Source organism: Curtobacterium sp. UNCCL20, assembly GCF_900101675.1.
Taxonomy (GTDB): domain Bacteria; phylum Actinomycetota; class Actinomycetes; order Actinomycetales; family Microbacteriaceae; genus Curtobacterium.
Window position 1 is genome coordinate 1,758,047 of sequence record NZ_FNKG01000001.1, and the last position, 15,502, is coordinate 1,773,548.

General features: G+C 70.8%; 16 protein-coding genes and 1 tRNA gene. 14 read left to right on the forward strand and 3 right to left on the reverse strand.

The genetic code is table 11. The annotated features are described in order from the left end of the window. Positions 1–37 precede the first annotated feature (37 nt). The gene (gene ndk / locus BLT36_RS08540) at positions 38–457 is read left to right on the forward strand and encodes a nucleoside-diphosphate kinase (RefSeq protein WP_092093953.1); all 420 of its coding nucleotides are present in this window, start codon (positions 38–40) and stop codon (positions 455–457) included. A 16-nt stretch (positions 458–473) separates the two neighbouring features. Continuing rightward, positions 474–1,322 (forward strand): DsbA family protein, encoded by an 849-nt coding sequence (locus BLT36_RS08545; protein ID WP_092093955.1) that lies wholly within the window; start codon positions 474–476, stop codon positions 1,320–1,322. Between the two features lie 81 nt (positions 1,323–1,403). Here BLT36_RS08545 and BLT36_RS08550 read toward each other — a convergent pair whose 3' ends face one another. Then, on the reverse strand, positions 1,404–2,279 hold the full coding sequence (locus BLT36_RS08550) for a DsbA family protein (protein WP_092093956.1): 876 nt from the start codon (positions 2,277–2,279) through the stop codon (positions 1,404–1,406). 100 nt (positions 2,280–2,379) lie between these two features. Next, on the reverse strand, positions 2,380–2,982 hold the full coding sequence (locus BLT36_RS08555; protein ID WP_254787454.1) for a vitamin K epoxide reductase family protein: 603 nt from the start codon (positions 2,980–2,982) through the stop codon (positions 2,380–2,382). 276 nt (positions 2,983–3,258) lie between these two features. Here BLT36_RS08555 and BLT36_RS08560 point away from each other — a divergent pair, with 276 nt between their 5' ends. Together BLT36_RS08560 and BLT36_RS08565 are read left to right on the forward strand one after the other, a co-directional pair. Then, positions 3,259–6,045 carry an Rne/Rng family ribonuclease gene (locus BLT36_RS08560; RefSeq protein ID WP_092093958.1) on the forward strand — a complete coding sequence of 929 codons (2,787 nt, stop codon included), beginning with the start codon at positions 3,259–3,261 and terminating at the stop codon, positions 6,043–6,045. Between the two features lie 2 nt (positions 6,046–6,047). Next, positions 6,048–6,977: a hypothetical protein gene (locus BLT36_RS08565; RefSeq protein WP_092093959.1), complete on the forward strand. Its 930-nt coding sequence runs from the start codon at positions 6,048–6,050 to the stop codon at positions 6,975–6,977. A 492-nt stretch (positions 6,978–7,469) separates the two neighbouring features. Here the strand turns inward: BLT36_RS08565 and BLT36_RS08575 are convergent, their stop codons facing one another. Next, positions 7,470–7,742: a DUF4031 domain-containing protein gene (locus BLT36_RS08575; RefSeq protein WP_092093961.1), complete on the reverse strand. Its 273-nt coding sequence runs from the start codon at positions 7,740–7,742 to the stop codon at positions 7,470–7,472. A 179-nt stretch (positions 7,743–7,921) separates the two neighbouring features. On the opposite strand from BLT36_RS08575, the gene rplU reads away from it, so the two are divergent. The 10 genes from rplU (at position 7,922) to BLT36_RS08625 (ending at position 15,430) form a co-directional block, all read left to right on the forward strand. Further along, entirely contained in the window at positions 7,922–8,230 is a 309-nt protein-coding gene (gene rplU / locus BLT36_RS08580; protein ID WP_092093963.1) for a 50S ribosomal protein L21, read from the forward strand. A 14-nt stretch (positions 8,231–8,244) separates the two neighbouring features. Beyond that, positions 8,245–8,496 carry a 50S ribosomal protein L27 gene (rpmA, locus tag BLT36_RS08585; protein ID WP_022905368.1) on the forward strand — a complete coding sequence of 84 codons (252 nt, stop codon included), beginning with the start codon at positions 8,245–8,247 and terminating at the stop codon, positions 8,494–8,496. Between the two features lie 89 nt (positions 8,497–8,585). Further along, entirely contained in the window at positions 8,586–10,100 is a 1,515-nt protein-coding gene (gene obgE, locus BLT36_RS08590) for a GTPase ObgE (RefSeq protein WP_092093964.1), read from the forward strand. A 36-nt stretch (positions 10,101–10,136) separates the two neighbouring features. Continuing rightward, a complete protein-coding gene (gene proB / locus BLT36_RS08595) occupies positions 10,137–10,955 on the forward strand; it encodes a glutamate 5-kinase (RefSeq protein ID WP_254787457.1) in 819 nt (272 codons plus the stop codon). Positions 10,956–11,135: 180 nt separating this feature from the next. Then, positions 11,136–12,401, forward strand: coding sequence for a glutamate-5-semialdehyde dehydrogenase (locus BLT36_RS08600; protein ID WP_092093966.1), 1,266 nt, complete (start codon positions 11,136–11,138; stop codon positions 12,399–12,401). 42 nt (positions 12,402–12,443) lie between these two features. Continuing rightward, complete coding sequence (locus tag BLT36_RS08605; protein ID WP_071293764.1) at positions 12,444–12,644, forward strand: hypothetical protein; 201 nt, start codon at positions 12,444–12,446, stop codon at positions 12,642–12,644. Between the two features lie 11 nt (positions 12,645–12,655). Then, entirely contained in the window at positions 12,656–13,255 is a 600-nt protein-coding gene (gene nadD / locus BLT36_RS08610) for a nicotinate-nucleotide adenylyltransferase (protein WP_092093968.1), read from the forward strand. Continuing rightward, positions 13,252–14,742 carry a hypothetical protein gene (locus tag BLT36_RS08615; RefSeq protein WP_092093970.1) on the forward strand — a complete coding sequence of 497 codons (1,491 nt, stop codon included), beginning with the start codon at positions 13,252–13,254 and terminating at the stop codon, positions 14,740–14,742. Before nadD ends, BLT36_RS08615 begins: the two co-directional genes overlap by 4 nt. A gap of 130 nt (positions 14,743–14,872) precedes the next feature. After that, complete coding sequence (gene rsfS, locus BLT36_RS08620) at positions 14,873–15,247, forward strand: ribosome silencing factor (protein WP_022907296.1); 375 nt, start codon at positions 14,873–14,875, stop codon at positions 15,245–15,247. A 107-nt stretch (positions 15,248–15,354) separates the two neighbouring features. After that, positions 15,355–15,430: transfer RNA gene (locus tag BLT36_RS08625), tRNA-Ala, on the forward strand. Positions 15,431–15,502: the final 72 nt, after the last annotated feature.

Genomic DNA, 15,502 nt, shown 5'->3' on the forward strand with positions numbered 1-15,502 from the left:
CACCCCATTCGACCCCCGAACACACTAGGAGTTCTGCGTGTCCGACCTCGAAGAGACCCTCGTCCTCGTCAAGCCCGACGGCGTCGCCCGCCAGCTCACCGGTGAGATCCTCCGCCGGATCGAGGCGAAGGGCTACGAGATCGTCGACCTGAAGATGCTCACGGCACCGCGCGACCTGCTCGACGCCCACTACGAGGAGCACCAGGGCAAGCCGTTCTTCGAGCCGCTCGTCGAGTTCATGCAGTCCGGCCCGGTCGTCGCCGTGCGCGTCGCCGGCAACGGCGTCATCGCCGGCTTCCGCTCGCTCGCCGGCACCACGGACCCGACCTCCGCCGCACCCGGCACGATCCGTGGCGACCTCGGTCGCGACTGGGGGCTCAAGGTGCAGCAGAACCTGGTGCACGGGTCCGACAGCCCCGAGTCGTCCGCGCGCGAGCTCGCGCTCTGGTTCGCCTGAGACGCGGGCGGGGAACATGACGAACAACGACCGTCCCACGAAGAACGAGCGTCGTCAGCACGCGCGTGAGGTCGCCCGGCAGCGTGCCGATGCCGAGAAGCGCCGCAAGCGCCGGAACCGCTGGTTCCTGCAGGGCGGCATCGGCGTCGGCATCATCGCGATCGCGGCGATCATCGCGATCGTCGTCGTGAACGTGAACAACCAGCCGAGCGTCTCCGCGGCCGGGCCGAAGAACATGGCGACGGGTGCGATCCAGTTCACCGGTGGCGACGGCAAGGTCACCCCGGTCGAGACGAAGGCCGTGTCGGCGAAGGGCACCCCCTCGGCGGTCCCGACCTCGAACTCGGACGGCGCCGTCGCGGTGACCGAGTACGTCGACTGGGCCTGCCCGGTCTGCAAGCAGTTCGAGGCGGCCTACTCCGGCCAGATCCTCGACAAGGTGAAGTCCGGCGACGCGACGCTCGCGATCCAGCCGGTCTCGATCCTCGACCGCAGCTACCAGAACTCGCGGTACGCCAGCCGCGCTGCGAACGCCGCGATGTGCGTCGCGAACTACGCCCCGGACAAGTTCCTCGACGTCCAGACGCAGTTCTTCGACAACCAGCCGGAAGAGGGCACGTCGGGTCTGACGAACAAGCAGATCGCCGACCTCGTGAAGGCCGGCGGAGCGACCGGTTCGGACATCACGTCCTGCCTGTCCTCCGAGCAGTTCAAGGGCTGGGTCACGAAGTCGACCAGCCGTGTGACGGCTGACGAGGACCTGCAGGGCGCCCAGGGCTTCGGCACGCCGACGATCGTCGTCAACGGCAAGCGGATCGACACGCTGACGAACGTCATCAGCGAGATCGACGCGGCCGCGAAGTAACCGCAGCACCACGACGAAGGCCCCCGCTTCCCATCCGAAGCGGGGGCCTTCGTCGTCCGGTGCGGGACGGGGGAGTGGACGCTACGCGGCGCCGCCGTTCTGCTCGACGAACGCGGCGAACGCGTCCGTGTCGGTCAGTGAGCCGGTGTACTGCTTGCCGTTCACGATGACCGCCGGGGTCCCGGTGACCTTGTCGAGCGACGAGTTCGGGATCGGCTGGGTGAGCACCCGGTTCGTCGCCTCGGCCACCCATCCGGCGAAGTGCTGGTCGGTGATGCAGGACGCGACCCCCGGGTCCGTCGCCCCGGCTGCCTTCGCCAGGGAAGCGAGCTCGTCGTTCGTCAGCCCGCGGGTGCTCTCGGACGGCTGGTTCTCGTAGAGGGACGTGTTGTACGCCAGGAAGTCGTCCGGGTCGGAGTCGGCGACGCAGGCTGCCGCGGCGGCGGAACGGGTGGAGTACTTCGAGCCCAGGGACACCCGGTCGAGCAGGTTGAACGGGTGCAGCTCGAGCGTCGCGGAGCCGTTCTGCACCCACTGCCGGATCTGGGGCATCTGACTCGTCTCGAACTGGTTGCAGTACGGGCACATGTAGTCCGAGTACACGGTGATGTTCGCGACCGAATCGTCCTGCTTCGTGGGCGTCGGCGTCCCGCCCTCGGGCGTCGCCTTCGTGGTCACGGGGACGATCTTCCCGTCCACGCCGTGCAGCAGGATGCCGTCGCTCGCCATGTTCCGCGGTCCGGGGCCGGCGGGCTGCACGGAGTTCGCGACCACCACGACGACCACCGCGATCACCGCGAGTCCGCCGACGATGATGCCGCTGATGCCCAGGGTCCTGTTCCGGCGCCTGCGGGCGTTCGCCTGCTCACGCGCCGCGCGGGCACGCTCGCGTGCTGCTTCGCGACGGGCCTTCTTGCCGTCGTTCCTGCTGTCGTCGTCGCCGTCGTTCTCGCTCATCGGGATCGAGCGTAGGGGCCGCTCATGGGACGGTCAGCCGTGCCCGCTTGGAAGGAACCAGGAATTCGGTGACGCGTCATCGAGAAAGTCCAGAGGCGTCTCAGAAGGACGTGAGGATCGTCGGGAACTTGATCAGGATCGTCACGATGATGACGAGGTAGTTCGCCAGCGCGAACGCCCAGCAGAAGGGGAGCAGGACACGCCCGAGCCGCTGGGTGCCGGCACCGAACCGGCCCTGCGCGGCGTTCCAGATCGTGAACACCCAGAACATCGGGATCGTCATCGACCAGACGAGCATGCACCAGGGGCAGAGCGCGCCGATGAACCAGACGGTCTGCGTGAACAGCCACGTCACGAACACCCACGCCAGGAACACGCCCGCGTTGAACGCGATCCAGAACCAGCGCGAGCCGTTGCGGAAGCCGGCGAGCAGCATCACCCCGACGGCGATCGGCGCCACGAAGCCCATCACGCCGAGCAGCGGGTTCGGGAAGCCGAAGAGGTGCCCCTGCCAGCTCGCCATCACGTCGGAGCAGCTGATGAACGGGTTGACGTCGCACGACAGGACCTTCTTCGGGTCGGCGTACTTCGCGAACTCGTCCAGCACCAGCGAGAACGACCCGTACAGGCCCACCGCGCCGGTGATCAACAGGAAGACCGCCATCGCGATCGGACGGCGTGCGGCGGGTGCTGACGTGGTCACGGCGTCATCATCGCACGCCCGTTCCGGTCCTTTCCTGGCGCGGCATGCGATAATCGCTGGAGGTCGTGCGGCCATCCGCACGGCGATGAGAGCTTTCCGGGCGCCGCCCGGACGATCAGGTGCGGTGAGAGCGCATCGTGACCGGGACGCGCGAGACGCGCGAGACGCACCGGTCACAAGACAGCGAACGCGGGGGCGTGGTCGCCACCCGCTACAACTACAGAGTTCCCGCCGCCCGACACGGGCGCGAGCGGGGTCAAGGAGTGCACCAGGTCCATGGTGGAGCAGAACAACGACAACACGAACAACGAAGAAGTCGCGCCGAAGCGTCGCAGTCGCCTGTTCGGCGGCCGCCGCGCCCGGTCGGCAGGCCCGGAGGCCCGTGGGGACGTCGCGCAGACGGAACCCGGTGCCGAGGCGGTCGTCGACACGGCGTCGACCGACGCTGCGGGATCGGTCACCGCGCCGGCCTCGGTGAGCGTCGACGCGGTCGCGCCGTCCAGCGGTGAGCCGCACGACGTGAGCACCCTGACCGGCGACCTGCCGGTGGTGGACGCGTCCGCGGGCACGACCGACGGCGACGAGGCGGAGCCGCAGCGCGCCTCCAGTGCGGTGCCGGCCGAGCCCGAGGCACCCGAAGCCGAGACGTTCGTCCCCAAGGCGACGAGCACGCTCAGCCTCATCTTCCACGCGCCGGTCCTGCCGGAGCTGCCGCAGCGCGCACCGCGGTACGACGACGAGGACGACGACGAGCAGGGTGGGTCCCGCCGACGTTCGCGTCGCCGCGGCACGAGCGCCGACCGCGAGTCGCGCGAACCCCGTGAGCAGCGCGAGCCGCGTGAGCCCCGCGACCACCAGGAGCCGCGCCGCCGCGAGGTCGAGTACATCACCGAGCCGCAGAAGGTGAAGGGCTCGACCCGTCTCGAGGCGAAGAAGCAGCGCCGCCGCGACGGCCGCGACGCCGGACGACGGCGCCAGGTCGTCACCGAGGACGAGTTCCTCGCCCGCCGCGAGAGCGTCGACCGCCAGATGATCGTCCGGTCGAGCGCATCGACGATCGAGATCGGCGTGCTCGAGGACAACGTCCTCGCCGAGCACTACCTGACGAAGTCCCAGAACGTCTCGCTCATCGGCAACGTGTACCTCGGCAAGGTGCAGAACGTCCTGCCCTCGATGGAGGCGGCGTTCGTCGACATCGGCCGGGGCCGCAACGCCGTGCTCTACGCGGGCGAGGTCGACTGGGCCTCGGTCGACACCGGCAACCACGGCCGTCGCATCGAAGCGGCGCTGAAGCCCGGCGACAAGGTGCTCGTGCAGGTCACGAAGGACCCGGTCGGTCACAAGGGTGCTCGCCTCACCAGCCAGGTCTCACTGCCCGGCCGCTACCTCGTGTACGTGCCGAACGGTTCGATGAACGGCATCTCCCGCAAGCTGCCCGACACGGAGCGCGCGCGTCTCAAGAAGATCCTCAAGGAGGTCCTCCCCGAGCACGCCGGCGTCATCGTGCGCACCGCTGCCGAGGGCGCGACCGAGGAACAGCTGACCCGCGACGTCCAGCGCCTCACCAACCAGTGGGAGGCGATCCAGAAGAAGGTCGCGAACGGCCAGGCGCCGGTCATGCTCCACTCCGAGCCCGACCTGCTCGTGAAGATCGTCCGCGACGTCTTCAACGAGGACTTCACGAAGCTCATCATCGACGGCGAGTCCGCCCGGGTGACCATCGACGAGTACCTCACCGCGGTCGCCCCCGACCTCAAGGACCGTGTCGAGCTCTACGACGGCCCGGACTCCTTCGAGGAGTACCGCCTCAACGAGCAGATCGAGAAGGCGCTCGACCGCAAGGTCTGGCTGCCCTCCGGCGGTTCGCTCGTCATCGACCGCACCGAGGCCATGACGGTCATCGACGTCAACACGGGGAAGTTCGTCGGGTCCGGCGGCAACCTCGAGGAGACGGTCACGAAGAACAACCTCGAGGCCGCCGAGGAGATCGTCCGCCAGCTCCGCCTGCGCGACATCGGCGGCATCATCGTCGTCGACTTCATCGACATGGTGCTCGAGTCCAACCGCGACCTCGTGCTGCGCCGCCTCGTCGAGTGCCTCAGCCGCGACCGCACGAAGCACCAGGTCGCCGAGGTCACCTCGCTCGGCCTCGTGCAGATGACCCGCAAGAAGATCGGTGTCGGGCTCCGCGAGTCCCTCGACGAGGTCAACGCCAAGGTCAACGACAACAACGCGGACCCGGGCCCCTCGAAGGGTCGTCGCAAGGGTCGTGGTGGGAACGCCAACGGTGGCGGCAACGGCGGTGGGAACGGTTCGTCGAGCGGGTCGTCCTCCAACGGGTCGTCGTCGAACGGCTCCTCCTCGCAGGCGCACCAGATCACCGACGACGTCAAGAACGCGCTGTCGCGCATCGCGGCGTCGACGATCCCGCACGACGAGCACGAGGCCCCGGCCGCCGCTCCGGCGGCGTCGGCCCAATCGCCCGCTTCGCCGGTGTCGTCCGACTCCGGTTCGTCGTCCGCGTCCGCGTCCGCGTCTGCGTCGGTGTCCGGGTCTGGCTCTGCGGAGTCGGCCGACCAGGGCGAGCAGTCGTCCGGGCCGAAGCGTCGCCGCCGCCGCGGCGGTCGTGGTGCGGGTGCACCGGACCAGGCCGCGTCGACGGAGTCGTCGTCGCCTGAGCACGTCGAGGCATCCGAGCCGGTTGCCGCTGCGGCGCCGGTCGCCCCCGCGGCGGACGTCCTGCCGGACGCCGTGGCCGAGGTGCCCGAGGCCCGCGCCAAGGCACCGGCCCGTCGTCGCGTCAGCTCGAGCGCCCCGGTGACCCCCACCGAGACCTCGGTCGCGATCCTCGACATCCCGATCGCCGCCGCGAAGCGCGAGCCGCGCAAGGTCAGCGAGGACACCGAGTCCCTGCTCGACTCCGTGCTGCAGGCGCTGCCGGAGCCGAAGCAGCCGGGACAGGGCCGTTCGCGGTCGCGTCGCGTCTCGTCGCCGAGCATCAGCGCGCCGGCGACCACCGAGGGTGACGCCAGCGACGACGGCGCCGTGATCCTGGGGGACTGACGATGTCGAACCCGGGCGACCCGCAGCGGTCGCAGCAGGACCGCGGGTACTACGGTGCGGGTTGGTCGCAGCCCGCACCTCCCGCCCCGTCCGCGCCGCAGGGCCCCGGGCAGACCGGGCAGCCGGGGCAGCCGTACTCGGGGCAGCCGTACTCGGGTCAGCCGTACGCCGGTGGACCGGGTTCGTACGCCGGTGGACCGGGTCCGTACGCCGGTGGACCGAGCCCGTACGCCGGAGGGCCAGGCCCGTCCGCGGGTGGCCAGGCGCCCCGCCCCCGTCCCCACCGTGCCACCGGGGACCCCCGCCGGGCGTTCGAGCCCGGAGCGTCGGTGACGAACACCGCCGGTGCGCTCATCGCCGTGGTGTCGATCGTGCTCGTGGAGTTCCTCTCGGGGCTCATCGGCCTGATCGGGACGTCGCTCGTCGTGCACCCGTTCTCGTCCTACGGCGGCAGCAGCCTCATCAGCGGTTTCGTCGCCGGGGTCTTCGCCGCGCCGTTCCCGTTCTACGCCGGGGCGTTCCTCGCGCTGGCGTTCCTCACGCCGATCACGCGCCGGAGCCCGCTGCCGACGGTGCTCCTCCGCGCCGTCATCGCAGGCGCCGCGGGCACGATCGCCCTCGCCCTCGTCGGGGTCTTCACCGGCTCGATCGGTGCGGTCCGCTCGGGCGCCTCGCGCCTGGTGATCGACGTGGTCACGAGCCCGCTGCAGCACGGAGTGCCGTTCACCCTGATGCTCCTCGCGACGGCCACCGCGGCGTGGCTGTGGCTCGGACGGCCCCGAGGCGGACGTCGCGCTCCGGGAGCCCCGGGCACGCCCGGTACCGTCCGGCCTGCCGATGCCGTGCCACCCCCGACCGTGCAGCCCGCGCAGCAGCCCCCGCAGTGGCAGCAGCCGCCGAGCGCCCCCTGGGGTGGTCCGGCACCGCGCTAGCCAAGGTCCTCGGGCGCTCGCGCTCCGGTGCTGCGCGTCCGGCGTTCCCCGGCGCCCCGTGCTCCCCGGTGCCCCCTGCGGGCTCCGTACAACGAAAGTCGTCCCGAACCACGGATCCCCGTGGTTCGGGACGACTTTCGTTGTCCTTCTGTCCGCCGGTCGGCCGGTCGGCCGGTCCGCCGGTCTGTCGGTTCGCCGGTCTGTCGGTTCGCTGGCGGACCCGCGGTGCCGCCCGCCGTCCTGCGGTCGGCCCCGCACCCGGCGAGGTGACGGGTACCGGGGACGGGCACCGTGCCTCCAGGCCGTGGACGTGCCCGCGGCCGACGTGCCCGCGGCCGACGTGCCCGCGGCCGACACGCCCGCGGCCGACGCGCCCGCGGCCGACGCGGCCGACGTGCCGGCGACCGACGTGCCCGCGGCTGACGCTGCCGACGTGCCCGCGGCTGACGTGCCCGCGACCGACGACCGCCGCCACCCGCCAGCCGCCACGCCTCAGAACGCGCGCTTGTCCCGCTGCGCGACCCGCAGCCCGCTCGCGATGAGGCGGAGGACGAGCTCGCGCCCGGAGACCGCCGTGGCCCCCGCGGCGACGAGCTCGTCGTAGCGTGACTGCGGCACGTCGTAGTGGTCGTGGTCGAACGCCCGACGGGGGATGCCGGCCCGTTCGGCGAACGCGTGGAGCTCGTCATAGGATCGATCACTGACGAGGTGTGACCACACCGTGTCGTGCGCAGGCCAGGTCGGCGGATCGATCAACACGGTCACTCGAGCAATCCTACGTGTGTCGCCGTTTGACCGGACGTGGGGACATCGAGTAATCTTGATCCCTGGTGTCAGCGGGCCGTTCTGCCTGCGTCGCCGATCGGGCCCGGGCTCCGGGAGCCGCTCGTGCAGAAGTGGGCACCCGAGACTTCCCTCAAGCAGAGTTACGTAAGGATTTCCACGTGGTTTACGCAGTAGTGCGCGCCGGCGGCCGTCAGGAGAAGGTCGAGGTCGGTACGATCATCACCCTCGACCGCGCCAAGGCAGACGACAAGGGCAACATCGACCTCGCCCCGGTGCTCCTCGTGGACGGTGACAAGATCACGTCGGCGGCTTCCGAGCTCGCCAAGGTGACCGTCACCGCCGAGGTGCTCGAGGACCTCCGTGGTCCGAAGGTCATCATCCAGAAGTTCAAGAACAAGACCGGGTACAAGAAGCGTCAGGGTTTCCGCGCTGAGCTCACCCGTGTCAAGATCACCTCGATCGCGTAAGGCGGGAGTAGAAGATGGCACACAAGAAGGGTGCGAGCTCCACTCGCAACGGTCGTGACTCGAACGCACAGCGCCTCGGCGTGAAGCGCTTCGGTGGCGAGGTCGTCAACGCCGGCGAGATCATCCTCCGCCAGCGCGGTACCCACTTCCACCCGGGCGCCAACGTCGGCCGCGGTGGCGACGACACGCTGTTCGCCCTCTCGGCCGGTTCGGTCGAGTTCGGCACCAAGGGCGGCCGCAAGGTCGTCAACATCGTCAACGCGTAACTGCCCGACGATCTGATCTCAGCAGGAGGGGCGGGCCGAGTGCCCGCCCCTCCTGTTTCATGTTTGCAACAACCTCCAGGAGTGGACCCATGGCGACCTTCGTCGACCGCGTGACCCTGCACCTCACCGCAGGAAACGGCGGCAACGGCTGCGTGTCGGTCCGCCGTGAGAAGTTCAAGCCCCTCGCCGGCCCGGACGGCGGCAACGGTGGTGACGGTGGCGACATCGTCCTCGTCGCCGACCCCCAGGTGACGACCCTGCTCGGCTACCACCGCTCGCCGCACCGTTCCTCGAAGAACGGCCAGCCCGGCATGGGCGACATGCGGAGCGGCATCAGCGGCGAGACCCTCGAGCTCCCGCTCCCGATCGGCACCGTCGTCTACGACGAGAACGGCGACGTGCTCGCCGACATGACCGAGCCGGGCATGCGCGTGGTGATCGCCCCCGGCGGGCAGGGCGGCCTCGGCAACGCGGCGCTCTCCACCACGAAGCGCAAGGCCCCGGGCTTCGCGCTCCTCGGCACCGAGGGCTGGGCGGGTGACGTCAGCCTCGAGCTGAAGACCATCGCCGACGTCGCCCTCGTCGGGTTCCCGAGCGCCGGCAAGTCCTCCCTCATCGCCGCGATCTCCGCCGCGAAGCCGAAGATCGCCGACTACCCGTTCACGACCCTCACGCCGAACCTCGGCGTCGTCGAGTCCGGCTCCACCCGCTTCACCGTCGCCGACGTCCCCGGCCTCATCGAGGGCGCGTCGGAGGGCAAGGGCCTCGGTCTCGAGTTCCTCCGCCACGTCGAGCGCTGCGAGGCCCTGCTGCACGTCATCGACTGCGCGACGCTCGACCCGGGCCGCGACCCGATCAGCGACCTCGACGTGATCCTCGGCGAACTCGAGCGCTACCCGGTCCCCGAGGGCCAGGTGCCGCTGCTCGAGCGCCCGCAGATGATCGCGCTGAACAAGGTCGACGTGCCCGAGGCGGAAGAACTCGCCGCCTTCGTGCGGGACGAACTCGAGGGCCGCGGCTACCGCGTCTTCCCGATCTCCACCGCCTCCCGCAAGGGCTTGCGCGAGCTGACCTTCGCCCTGGCCGACGTCGTCGAGCAGGCACGCGCGGCCCGTGCGGCAGAGCCGGTGGCGGAGCGGATCATCCTCCGCCCGAAGGCCGTCGACGACAAGCCGTACACGATCCGCGCCGAGGGTGGCGAGGAGCACCGCTTCTACCGCATCCGCGGCTCGAAGCCCGAGCGCTGGGTCCAGCAGACTGACTTCACCAACGAAGAGGCCATCGGCTACCTCGCCGACCGCCTGGCGAAGCTCGGTGTCGAGGACGGGCTGTTCAAGGCCGGCGCCGTCGCGGGTTCCACCGTCGTCATCGGTGGCGACGGCGGCACCGTCTTCGACTGGGAGCCGACGCTCACCTCGACGGCGGAGCTCATCACGAGCGCCCGCGGCACCGATGCCCGCATCGGGGCGACCTCGCGGCCGACCCGCAACGAGCGTCGCGAAGAGTACTTCGAGCGGATGGACGCCAAGGCGGCCGCCCGCGCCGAGCTCGAGCAGGAGCGCGTCGCCGGGCTGTGGGCCGATGACGAGGACGACAAGGACTGACCGCAGCATGCGAGCACGACAGGGACTGACCGCAGCATGACCGACACGACCGCCCGCACCGAGCTCGGACCCGTCACCCGGCGCGAGGACATCCCGCGTGCGCGGCGGATCGTGGTCAAGGTCGGGTCGTCGTCGGTCAGCGGCGACAACACCGGCCAGATCGCCCCGCTCGTGGACGCCCTCGCGGCGGCGCACGGCCGGGGGACCGAGGTCGTGCTGGTGTCGTCCGGTGCCATCGCCACCGGGTTCCCGTTCCTCGGGCTCGAGGGGCGCCCGGACGACCTCGCCACGCAGCAGGCGGCGGCGGCCACGGGGCAGAACGTCCTGATGTTCCGGTACCAGAAGGAACTCGACCGGCACGCCGTGGTCGCGGCGCAGATCCTCCTCACCGCGGGCGACCTGCAGAACCCGACGCACCGGGTGAACGCGCAGCGGGCGATCGACCGGCTGCTCGCCCTGCGGGTCCTGCCGATCGTGAACGAGAACGACACCGTCGCGACGCACGAGATCCGCTTCGGTGACAACGACCGGCTCGCGGCGCTCGTCGCGCGGCTGCTCGGCGCGGACGCACTCGTGCTGCTCTCCGACGTCGAGTCGCTCTACACGCGGCCGCCGGAACAGCCCGGAGCCGCACCGATCGACCTCGTGCCGTTCGGCGACGAGCTCGCCGGGGTGACCTTCGGGTCGATCGGTTCGGCCGGCGTGGGCACCGGGGGAGCGGGCACGAAGGTCGCCGCCGCGCGGCTCGCGGCCGAGGCCGGCACGTCGGTCCTCGTCACGGCGACGGCGCTCGTGTCGCGTGCGCTCGCGGGCGAGCAGGTGGGGACCTGGTTCGAGGCGGCGCAGCGGTCCTGAGAGGCGTCTGCCCGGAGGCGCGGTCCGGCCCGAGCGGTCGTCCTGCCCGGGCCGGTGGTCGCGTCTCGTGACCACCGGGTGACGCGAGGCGTTTCCTCCACAGGAGCCGCGCCTCCGGGCCTCCTCCACAGGGGACGGTGCCGCCCGTCACGGGCGGATGCCCGCGCCTAGAATCGGACCATGTCGCTGACCGCTCCCGCACCGACCCTGACCGACAAGCTCGTCGCCGCGCGTGACGCCTCGTCGGCCCTCGCCACGGCGACCACCGCGGTGAAGGACGCGGCGCTCCTCGCGATCGCTGCGGGGGTCCGCGCGGCGACGGACGAGATCGTGACCGCCAACCACGGGGACCTCGTCGCCGGCGAAGAAGACGGTCTGTCCTCCGGACTGATCGACCGCCTGCGACTCGACGCCGCACGGATCGACGCGCTGGCGGTGGCGGTCGAGCACGTCGTCGGCCTCACCGACCCGGTCGGCCAGCACGTCCGTGGCTCCCGGCTGCCGAACGGCCTGCAGCTCAGCCAGGTCCGGGTCCCGTTCGGTGTCGTCGGGGCCATCTACGAAGCGCGACCGAACGTCACGGTCGACATCGCCAGCCTCGCGCTGAAGAGCGGCAACGCGGTGGTGCTCCGTGGGGGATCGGCGGCGCAGCGGACCAACGCGGTGCTCGTCGCCCGCATCCAGGACGCCGTGGCCTCGGTCGGGCTCCCGCGCGACCTCGTGCAGACCATCGACGAGTTCGGGCGCGCCGGCGCTGCGGAGCTGATGCGTGCGCGCGGTCTCGTCGACGTGCTCATCCCGCGGGGGAGCGCCTCCCTCATCCAGACCGTCGTGACCGAGTCGCTCGTCCCGGTGATCGAGACCGGCGCGGGGGTCGTGCACGTGTTCCTCGACGAGTCGGCTCCGCTCGACCGCTCCGTCGACATCGTCCTGAACAGCAAGGTCCAGCGGCCGAGCGTGTGCAACGCCCTCGAGACCCTCCTCGTGCACCAGGGAGCGGCCGACCGGCTGCTGCCCGTCCTGGCCGACCGACTGCGTGCTGCCGGGGTGACGCTCCGTGGCGACGACGCGACACGGGTGATCGTGCCGGGCGTGCTGCGTGCCACGGACGACGACTGGGCGACCGAGTCGATGGACCTCGACCTGTCCATCCGGGTCGTGCCCGACGTCGACGCCGCCATGGCCCACATCGCGAAGTGGTCCACCCACCACACCGAGTCCATCGTCACGAACGACGTCGACACGGCGGAGCGGTTCCTCGCCGAGGTGGACTCCGCGGTCGTGATGGCGAACGCGTCGACGCGCTTCACCGACGGCGGCGAGTTCGGCTTCGGCGCGGAAGTGGGCATCTCGACGCAGAAGCTGCACGCCCGCGGGCCGATGGGGCTGCCGGAACTGACCAGCACCAAGTGGATCGTGCGCGGGCAGGGACAGATCCGCGGCTAGACTGAACGGCGAATTCCCCCGACCGAACGGAGCATCGGACACATGACCTTCCTCGCTGAAGCCGCTGAGCACGCCTCCGGTGTCCCCGCGTACGTCTTCCCGCTCTGCGGCGCGCTGTTCTTCGCGTTCCTCGGGTTCGTGACCTGGAGCTTCCGCGACGTGGCGTACCGTCACTCCCAGAAGTTCGAGGCCACCCGCCACCACGAGACGGGTGTCGACGAGTTCGGCCACACCAAGATCTGATCCGCCACTCCATGCTCGAGAGCACGGGGCAGCCGCGCATCGGTGTGATGGGTGGCACGTTCGACCCGATCCACAACGGCCACCTCGTGGCAGCGTCCGAGGTGGCGCGCGCGTTCGACCTCGACGAGGTGGTCTTCGTCCCCACCGGTCAGCCGTACATGAAGGCCGACGTGACGGACGCCGAACACCGGTACCTGATGACGGTCGTCGCGACCGCGTCGAACCCGATGTTCACGGTCAGCCGCGTCGACATCGACCGCCCCGGCCCGACGTACACGGTCGACACGCTCCGCGACCTGCACGACCAGCGGCCGGACGCGCAGCTCGTCTTCATCTCCGGCGCAGACGCCGTCCAGCAGATTGTCGACTGGAAAGACCATGATGGCCTCTGGGACCTCGCGCACTTCGTCGCCGTGACGCGTCCGGGACACGCCTTGAGCATCACCGGATTGCCCGAACGAGACGTAAGCTTGCTCGAAGTTCCCGCGCTGGCGATATCGTCGACCGATTGCCGCGACCGGGTGAGACGCGGTTTCCCCGTGTGGTACTTGGTCCCCGACGGTGTCGTCCAGTACATCTCCAAGCACCATCTGTATCGGAGCGTTGCATGAGTTCGTCCGACGCGCAGCCGCCTCTGTCGCGGCGCGAGGCGCGCGAGCGGGAGCGTGCCGCCGCGGCCGGTGGGCAGCCCGTGACGCCGCCACCGACCGTCGCGGCCCCGGCTGACCAGCCGGAAGCCCACCGTCGCCCCGGGTCCCACGTCGCCCCTGCCCCCGCGGCACCCGCGCAGGCCGCCGCACCGACCCCGGAAACGTCAGCTGCGCCGGCGTCGGCCGCTGCGCCGACCTCTGCTGCTGCAGCGTCGTCCGGCGTCCCGTCGGCACCGCCGGCGTCCGCGACCGAGATCGTCCCGGGCTCGGGTGGCCTCACCCGTCGCCAGATCCGGCAGATGCGCGCCGCCCAGGGGCAGGCCGTCCAGCCGGTCCCGCTGCAGAACCCGACCCCCGCCTCCTCGGACCGCACCGTCCAGGACGTGCTCGGCTCGGTCGACGCGCTGCAGGCCGAGCCCCAGTCCGCCAGGCCGACCTCCGCTCCGTCCGAGCCGGGCACCGAAACCGTCGCGCTCGACGAGGCCGCGGTGGCCCAGGCCACCGAGGCAGACGGGTCGCCCGACGCCATCGAGCCGCTCGAGACCGCCGTCGCCCACAGCGAAGAGCCGCGTCGGCACCGGTCGACCTGGGCGCCGCACGACGCTGTCGACACGCCGGACGCTGACGACGCAGCAGACGAGTCCGCTCCCGTGGCCGATGCCGAGCAGCCCGTCGCCGCGCCGCTCCCCACCCCGACGACGGCTGTCTCCTCCTCGACCCCGGTGGTGTTCCCGCTCTCCCTCGACGAGGACGACACCAACGAGGTGCCGATCCAGGCGCCGACCTCGGCTGCGCGTCCCACCAGCGCGGCCCCTGCCAGCGCACCGACGTCGGCTTCCCGCCCGTCGAGCGCGGCCGACCGCCCCACCAGTGCCGCCGGCGCCGGCACGGAGACCGCTCCGGAAGCACCGCGCGTCCCCGCGTCGTTCCAGCGTCCGTCCGAGCCGAAGCCGCTGACCACCGCATTCGAGCCGCCCGTCGGCCACTGGTCGCAGCAGGCCCACGGCTCGAACGACACCGAGGTCCACGACGAGGAGACCGGCGCACGTCGCGTCGCGGTCACCAACACGAACGCGATCATCCTGCCGAACTCGGCCCTCGCCGACCCGACGGGTGCGCTCAACGCCACCGGCGAGGTCATCCTCACCGGCTCGATCGACCTGCCCGCCTCGCTGTCCTCGACCGGCTCGCACCGGCCGATCGACGGCGCCGAGGTCGACCGCCTGCTCGAACAGCACGACGAGCAGCCCGACACGGACGCCAGCCCGGTCCGTGCGAGCCGAGCAGTGTCGAGCCACACCTCGACCCGCCAGGTCGTGCTCGCCGCCGCGAAGCCGAAGGAGTCGCGCACGCCGCTCATCCTCGGCGTCACGGTCGGGGCCGTCGGCGTCGCAGCAGCCGCGGTGATCATCGTCGCCCTCGTCACCACCCACGCGTTCGGCGGCTGAGACACCGCCACCGACACCGGACATCCGACGTCCCGTCGCCTGCGGCCTGGCCGCCGTCGGTGGGGTGGCTTATGATCGGGACCCATCAAGCGATCCGGCACCCTGCCGGTTCGACGACCGGAAGGAATCCGTGACCGCCTCCTCACGTGCACTGGAACTCGTGCAGATCGCCGCTCAGGCGGCCGACGCCAAGCAGGCCGAGGACCTCGTCGCGCTCGACGTGACCGGACCGCTGCAGCTCACTGACGTGTTCCTGCTCGCGACCGGCCGGAACGAGCGCAACGTGCTCGCCATCGCGGACGAGATCGAAGAGCGCCTCCTCGACGCCGGGGCCAAGCCGCTCCGTCGTGAAGGCCGGAGCGAGGGCCGCTGGGTCCTCATCGACTTCGGCGACATCGTCGTCCACGTCTTCCACGAGGAAGACCGCCAGTACTACTCGCTCGAGCGTCTCTGGTCGGACTGCCCGACCATCCCGCTCGAGCTGCCGGTGGACCACACCGCGTAGTGCGACGCGCCCGGGTGGCGATGGCGATTTCGTCACCCGGCGTTGCCATGGTGTACGCTTCTATGGTGCCTCCGGGGAACCGGTTGGTCATGAAGTACCACCAATGAGGGTCTGTGGCGCAGCTGGTAGCGCACCTGCATGGCATGCAGGGGGTCAGGGGTTCGAGTCCCCTCAGATCCACCATCACCCCCGCGGTTCTCCGGAACCGCGGGGGTTTTCTCGTTTTCGGGGGTCGCAGGCACGGGCTCCCGGCGG